7 protein-coding genes are annotated in these 5,101 nt (G+C 34.3%); all 7 read left to right on the top strand.

All coding sequences use genetic code 11. The features are described from left to right. Window positions 1-115: 115 nt before the first annotated feature. The 7 genes from EZH24_RS07025 to EZH24_RS06995 all read left to right on the top strand — a co-directional run bounded on the left by EZH24_RS07025 (window position 116) and on the right by EZH24_RS06995 (window position 4,989). Entirely contained in the window at window positions 116-556 is a 441-nt protein-coding gene (locus tag EZH24_RS07025; RefSeq protein WP_137998415.1) for a MarR family winged helix-turn-helix transcriptional regulator, read from the top strand. Between the two features lie 134 nt (window positions 557-690). Continuing rightward, on the top strand, window positions 691-1,863 hold the full coding sequence (locus EZH24_RS07020) for an iron-containing alcohol dehydrogenase (protein WP_137998414.1): 1,173 nt from the start codon (window positions 691-693) through the stop codon (window positions 1,861-1,863). Window positions 1,864-1,912: 49 nt separating this feature from the next. Further along, window positions 1,913-2,551 carry a flavodoxin family protein gene (locus EZH24_RS07015; protein ID WP_137998413.1) on the top strand — a complete coding sequence of 213 codons (639 nt, stop codon included), beginning with the start codon at window positions 1,913-1,915 and terminating at the stop codon, window positions 2,549-2,551. A gap of 36 nt (window positions 2,552-2,587) precedes the next feature. Further along, a complete protein-coding gene (locus EZH24_RS07010; RefSeq protein WP_137998412.1) occupies window positions 2,588-2,953 on the top strand; it encodes a carboxymuconolactone decarboxylase family protein in 366 nt (121 codons plus the stop codon). Between the two features lie 20 nt (window positions 2,954-2,973). Further along, window positions 2,974-3,630, top strand: a complete 657-nt coding sequence (locus EZH24_RS07005; RefSeq protein ID WP_137998411.1) for a flavodoxin — start codon at window positions 2,974-2,976, stop codon at window positions 3,628-3,630. An 18-nt stretch (window positions 3,631-3,648) separates the two neighbouring features. Beyond that, complete coding sequence (locus tag EZH24_RS07000) at window positions 3,649-4,113, top strand: carboxymuconolactone decarboxylase family protein (RefSeq protein WP_137998410.1); 465 nt, start codon at window positions 3,649-3,651, stop codon at window positions 4,111-4,113. Window positions 4,114-4,155: 42 nt separating this feature from the next. Beyond that, entirely contained in the window at window positions 4,156-4,989 is an 834-nt protein-coding gene (locus tag EZH24_RS06995) for an aldo/keto reductase (protein ID WP_137998409.1), read from the top strand. The last annotated feature ends 112 nt before the right edge of the window (window positions 4,990-5,101 follow it).

Below are 5,101 nucleotides of genomic sequence, written 5' to 3'. Positions count from 1 at the left end.
TGCGGGGCAATCTTTTTTTAAAAAATAAAATAAACGCTTGACAAAATTTTTAATATATTGTAAAATTAGTCCTATAAATTTATTTTACTATATCAATACTTTTGAGGTTAAAATTATGGATAATATTTTGAAAGAACAAATTAAAGAATATTGCAAGTATTTGCAAGATTGGAATTTGTCTTACGAAGAATATGCGAAATCTGTCGGGCTTTCATATACGAATCTTTTGATTTTGGATGTGGTTTTTAAAACCGAAAATTGCACTCAAAAAATTATATCCGAGTCGCTTTTTCTTCCGAAGCAAACCGTAAACGGAGCGATAACTTATTTCTATAAAAAGGGGTTTCTCAAACTTGAGGAGCTTCCCGAAAACAGAAGAATGAAGACTATTCATTTTACGGATGCTGGTAAAAAATACGCAGAAAGTATTCTTTTGAAAGTTAGAAACGCCGAATATAAGGCTATGGAAAAACTGACAAAAGAAGAGAGAGAAGCTTTGCTTAAAATGACAAAATCCTTTACGGAGCATTGCATAAATATTTTAAGGAGGTATTAAAATGTAGTTATTTTTTTAAAGTATTAGTCTTATATTAAGACAATATCTAAATTTTACTTGAAAGTATAAAAATAAAAATTATAAAAAATTATAAAAATACTGCCAAAGGCACGCCTATGGCGAAGGAGAAAAAAATGGAAAATTTTCAATTTAACTCAAATACGCAAATATTTTTTGGAAAAGGACAGATTTCAAATCTTCCAAACGAGATTAAAAAATACGGAAAAAAAGTCCTTCTGGTTTACGGCGGAGGTTCTATTAAAAAAATAGGATTATACGACACCGTAATAAATTTGCTTAAAGATTTTGAAATTCACGAATTAAACGGAGTAAAGCCAAATCCTAAAATCGAAAGCGTTAGAGAAGGAGTAAAACTTTGCAGAGAACATTCTATAGAAGTAGTTCTTGCCGTTGGAGGCGGAAGCGTAATCGATTGCGCTAAAATAATATCGGCGGCTACTTTCTGTAAAGAGGATGCATGGGATATGATTAAAAAATCGATAAAAACTGAAACAGCTTTGCCAATAATAACGGTTTTGACTTTATCGGCTACGGGAAGCGAATACGATGCTGGAGCTATCATAGCGAATAAAAGCGAAAATGAAAAATTAGGATACGAAAGCGAATTGATTCGTCCTAAAACCTCTATACTCGACCCCGAATATACTTTTACGGTTTCGGCTTATCAAACGGCGGCTGGTTCTGTCGATATTATTTCTCATATTTTGGAGCAGTATTTTGTTCCTTATAGTCCGTTTCTTGCGGATAAACTTTGCGAAGCGGTTCTAAAAACGGTAATAAAATATCTTCCGAAAGCGATAGAAAACCCCAAAGATTACGAAGCGAGAGGACAATTGATGTGGGCGAGTTCGATTGCCGATAATGGAATACTTTCTTTGGGAAGTAGAATAACGGCTTTCAGTTGTCATGGAATAGAGCATGAGTTAAACGGTTATTACGACACGACACATGGCGTAGGACTTGCGATTATTACTATTCGATGGATGCGTTATATATTAAACGAAAAAGCAAACGAAGAGATTTTAAAAAGATTTGCAAATTACGGAATCAATGTATGGGATATAGATTCAAATTTGGAAAAATTGGAAATCTCTAAAAAATCCATAGATTTAACGGAAAAGTTTTTCAAAAGTTTGGGAATTCCTATGAGTTTAACCGAGCTTGGAATAGGAGAGGAACATTTTGAAGAGATGGCTTCAAATTCCGTGAAATACGGATTTCTTGAATATGCTTTTGTTCCATTGGATAAAAACGATGTTATAAAAATCTTAAAAATGTGTCTGTAAGATTATTTGAAAATAAAAAATTAAATAAAAAAAGAAAAGGAAAAATATAATGAAAGTATTATTAGTAAACGGAAGCCCGAATAAAAACAAATGCACAAACAGAGCTTTAACCGAAATTGCGAATACTCTTAAAGAAGAAAATATTGAAAGCGAGATTTTTTGGATAGGACGAAAACCGATTTCGGGATGCACGGATTGTCATACTTGCGAGCGGGAAGGCAAATGCATACTCAAAGACGAAGTAGTGGAAAAATTTATAACTTTGGCGAGAGAATCGGACGGTTTCGTATTCGGAAGCCCCGTTCATTACGCCTCCGCAAGCGGTTCTATAACTTCGTTTATGGACAGAGCTTTTATTTCGGAACTTGTGGGCAACGATAACAAGGCTTTTTATTTGAAGCCAGCGGCGGTAGTTGTGTCGGCAAGAAGAGCGGGAACTACGGCTACTTTCGACCAACTCAATAAATATTTGACTTTGCATGAAATGTTCGTAGTTTCTTCATGCTATTGGAATATGGTTCATGGAGATACTATTGAAGAAGTAGAGCGAGATTTGGAAGGGCTTCAAACGATGCGAGTTTTGGCAAGGAATATGGCTTATTTTCTTCGATGCAAGGAAATTGCAAATAAATATAATGTCGCTTTGCCTAAAAGAGAAGAGCCTGTGTTTACAAATTTTATTCAATAGAAAGTAAAAAAATTAATTTTAAAAAAAGGAGAAAAAATGAGTATAAACGACAATGATAAAACGAATAAAAAAACAAAATTATCTAAAAATGCGGTTACGGACGGGCGAGATTATCTCGGAGATTTTGCGCCTCTTTTCGCTTCAATTAATGACGATATATTATTCGGGCAGGTTTGGAGTAGAGAAAAAGAATTATCGCCGAGAGATAGAAGTTTAATCACAATCGCCGCCTTGATGGGAGCGGGAGTTATGGACAAATCAATGAAATCGCATATAGAAAGAGCTAAAGAGAACGGAATCACAAAAGAGGAGATGGTTGAAATTATAACTCAATTATCTTTTTACACGGGCTGGAGTAAAGGCTGGGTAATGTTTTCTTTTGCAATGGAAATTTATAAATAACAAAAAATAGGAGGTCGGAGATGACTAAAACATTAAAAATTATAACTTTATTGCTTGCAAGTTTCGTATTGTTTTCTTGCAGCAATAAAGCGAACGCTCAAAACAATACGACTGAAAACGCGAATATTACAACTGCGGATTATAAAGAAAATTCTGCAGACGCTATTAATATTGCGGCAAACGATAACAATAGTAAAAGCAAAATTCTTGTCGCTTATTTTAGCTGGGGCGGAAACTCAAAAACCGCGGCGGAATACGCGAAAGAGATAACGGGAGGCGATATATTTGAAATTGTCCCCGCTCAACCTTATCCGCGACAACCAATGGAAACTACCGAACAAGCAAGGGAAGAATTAGACAATAATTATTTGCCAGAAATTAAAAATAAAATAAATAATCTATCTTCTTACGATGCGATAATATTATGCTATCCAAATTGGTGGGGAACGATGCCTCAAATAGTGAAAAGATTTTTGCAAGATAACGATTTTTCGGGTAAAACAATAGCTCCGATATGCACGCATGAAGGTTCGAGGATGGGAAGAAGTTTAACGGATATAAAAGCCGTATGCCCTAATTCTACCATAACGGAAGGCTTGGCTATTAGAGGCGCAAACATTGGAAGAGAGAAAAATACGGTTAGGGATTGGATAGAGAAAATAGGTATAAATAAATAATTTTTAAGGAGAAAAACAATGAATATATTTTTTAAATCTTTATTTATAATAACAATAATTATTAATATCGTTTCATGCAATAGCAATAGCGATAATAATATAAATAACGAAACAAAATTATCTACAAACGATAGTTTAAAAATTTCTACCAATGAGACAAATAAAAGCGCGGTTACGGACGGAAGAGATTATCTTGGAGATTTTGCTCCGTTATTCGCATCGATTAATGACGATATATTATTCGGGCAGATTTGGGGCAGAGAAAAAGAATTATCGCCGAGAGACAGAAGTTTAATCACAATCGCCGCTTTAATGGGAGCGGGAGTGACGGACACTTCTATTAAATCGCATTTGGAAAAAGCTAAAGAAAACGGAATTACAAAAGAGGAGATGGTTGAAATCATAACTCAATTATCTTTTTACACGGGATGGACAAAAGGCTGGTCGATGTTTTCTTTTGCAACCGAAGTTTATAAAGAATGATAAATATGCCAAAGGCACTCCCTATGGCGAAGGAGAAATTACATGCAAAATGTAAAATTAAATAACGGCGTGGAAATGCCAATATTGGGTTTCGGCGTTTTTCAAATAGAAGATTATGACGAATGCAAGAGAGCGGTTTTGGACGCTTTGGAAGTCGGCTACAGATTAATCGACACAGCCTCTGCATACTTCAACGAGAAAGCGGTTGGAGATGCCATAAAAGAAAGCGGTATAAATAGAAAAGAATTATTTATAACGACTAAATTATGGATTACCGATGCGGGATACGAAAAAACTAAAAAAGGTTTTGAGGCTTCTATGGAAAAATTGCGCCTCGATTATTTGGATTTGTATTTAATCCATCTACCTTTCAACGATTATTACGGTTCTTGGCGAGCTATGGAAGAATTGCATGAAAATAAAAAAATCAGAGCGATTGGAGTTTGCAATTTCTATCCAGATAAATTGGTAGATTTGGCAAAACATAATAAAATAAAGCCAGCGGTTAATCAAATAGAAGTTCATCCATTATTTCAAAGAGAGTTCGATAAAGAGATAATGAAAAATTACGGAACTCAAATAGAATCTTGGTCTCCGCTTGCAAGAGGAAAACTTGTCGAAAACGAAACTTTGAAAAACATTGGCTCGAAATACGACAAGACGGCGGCTCAAGTAATTTTGCGTTGGCTTGTCCAAAGAAATATCGCGGTAATTCCAAAGAGCGTTCATAAGGAAAGAATGATTGAAAATTTTAATATTTTTGATTTCGAACTTTCCGAAGACGATATGAATAAAATAAAATCTATGGATACGAATAAAAGTTTATTCCCGCCCGATAGCGTTGACGAGATAGTAAAATTTTTATTAGAATATTAAATTAAAAGGAGAATAAAAATGTTAAAAAAAATCCTAACAATTATTATTACGGTTTTTGCGTTAATTGGCTGTAATAATAATCAAAACGACAATCAAAGTCAAAACAATAATC

This window comes from Brachyspira catarrhinii (genome assembly GCF_005518285.1).
Classification (GTDB): domain Bacteria; phylum Spirochaetota; class Brachyspiria; order Brachyspirales; family Brachyspiraceae; genus Brachyspira; species Brachyspira catarrhinii.
The sequence above is the reverse complement of the archived record's forward strand: the minus strand, read 5'-3'. Positions and strand labels throughout refer to the sequence as shown.

What these genes read in the sequence shown, in the direction of transcription:
- EZH24_RS07000 (WP_137998410.1), top strand. Translation starts at nt 3,649, where the DNA reads ATGAATATATTTTTTAAATCTTTATTTATAATAACAATAATTATTAAT.
- EZH24_RS07015 (WP_137998413.1), top strand. Translation starts at nt 1,913, where the DNA reads ATGAAAGTATTATTAGTAAACGGAAGCCCGAATAAAAACAAATGCACA.
- EZH24_RS07020 (WP_137998414.1), top strand. Translation starts at nt 691, where the DNA reads ATGGAAAATTTTCAATTTAACTCAAATACGCAAATATTTTTTGGAAAA.
- EZH24_RS07010 (WP_137998412.1), top strand. Translation starts at nt 2,588, where the DNA reads ATGAGTATAAACGACAATGATAAAACGAATAAAAAAACAAAATTATCT.
- EZH24_RS07005 (WP_137998411.1), top strand. Translation starts at nt 2,974, where the DNA reads ATGACTAAAACATTAAAAATTATAACTTTATTGCTTGCAAGTTTCGTA.
- EZH24_RS07025 (WP_137998415.1), top strand. Translation starts at nt 116, where the DNA reads ATGGATAATATTTTGAAAGAACAAATTAAAGAATATTGCAAGTATTTG.
- EZH24_RS06995 (WP_137998409.1), top strand. Translation starts at nt 4,156, where the DNA reads ATGCAAAATGTAAAATTAAATAACGGCGTGGAAATGCCAATATTGGGT.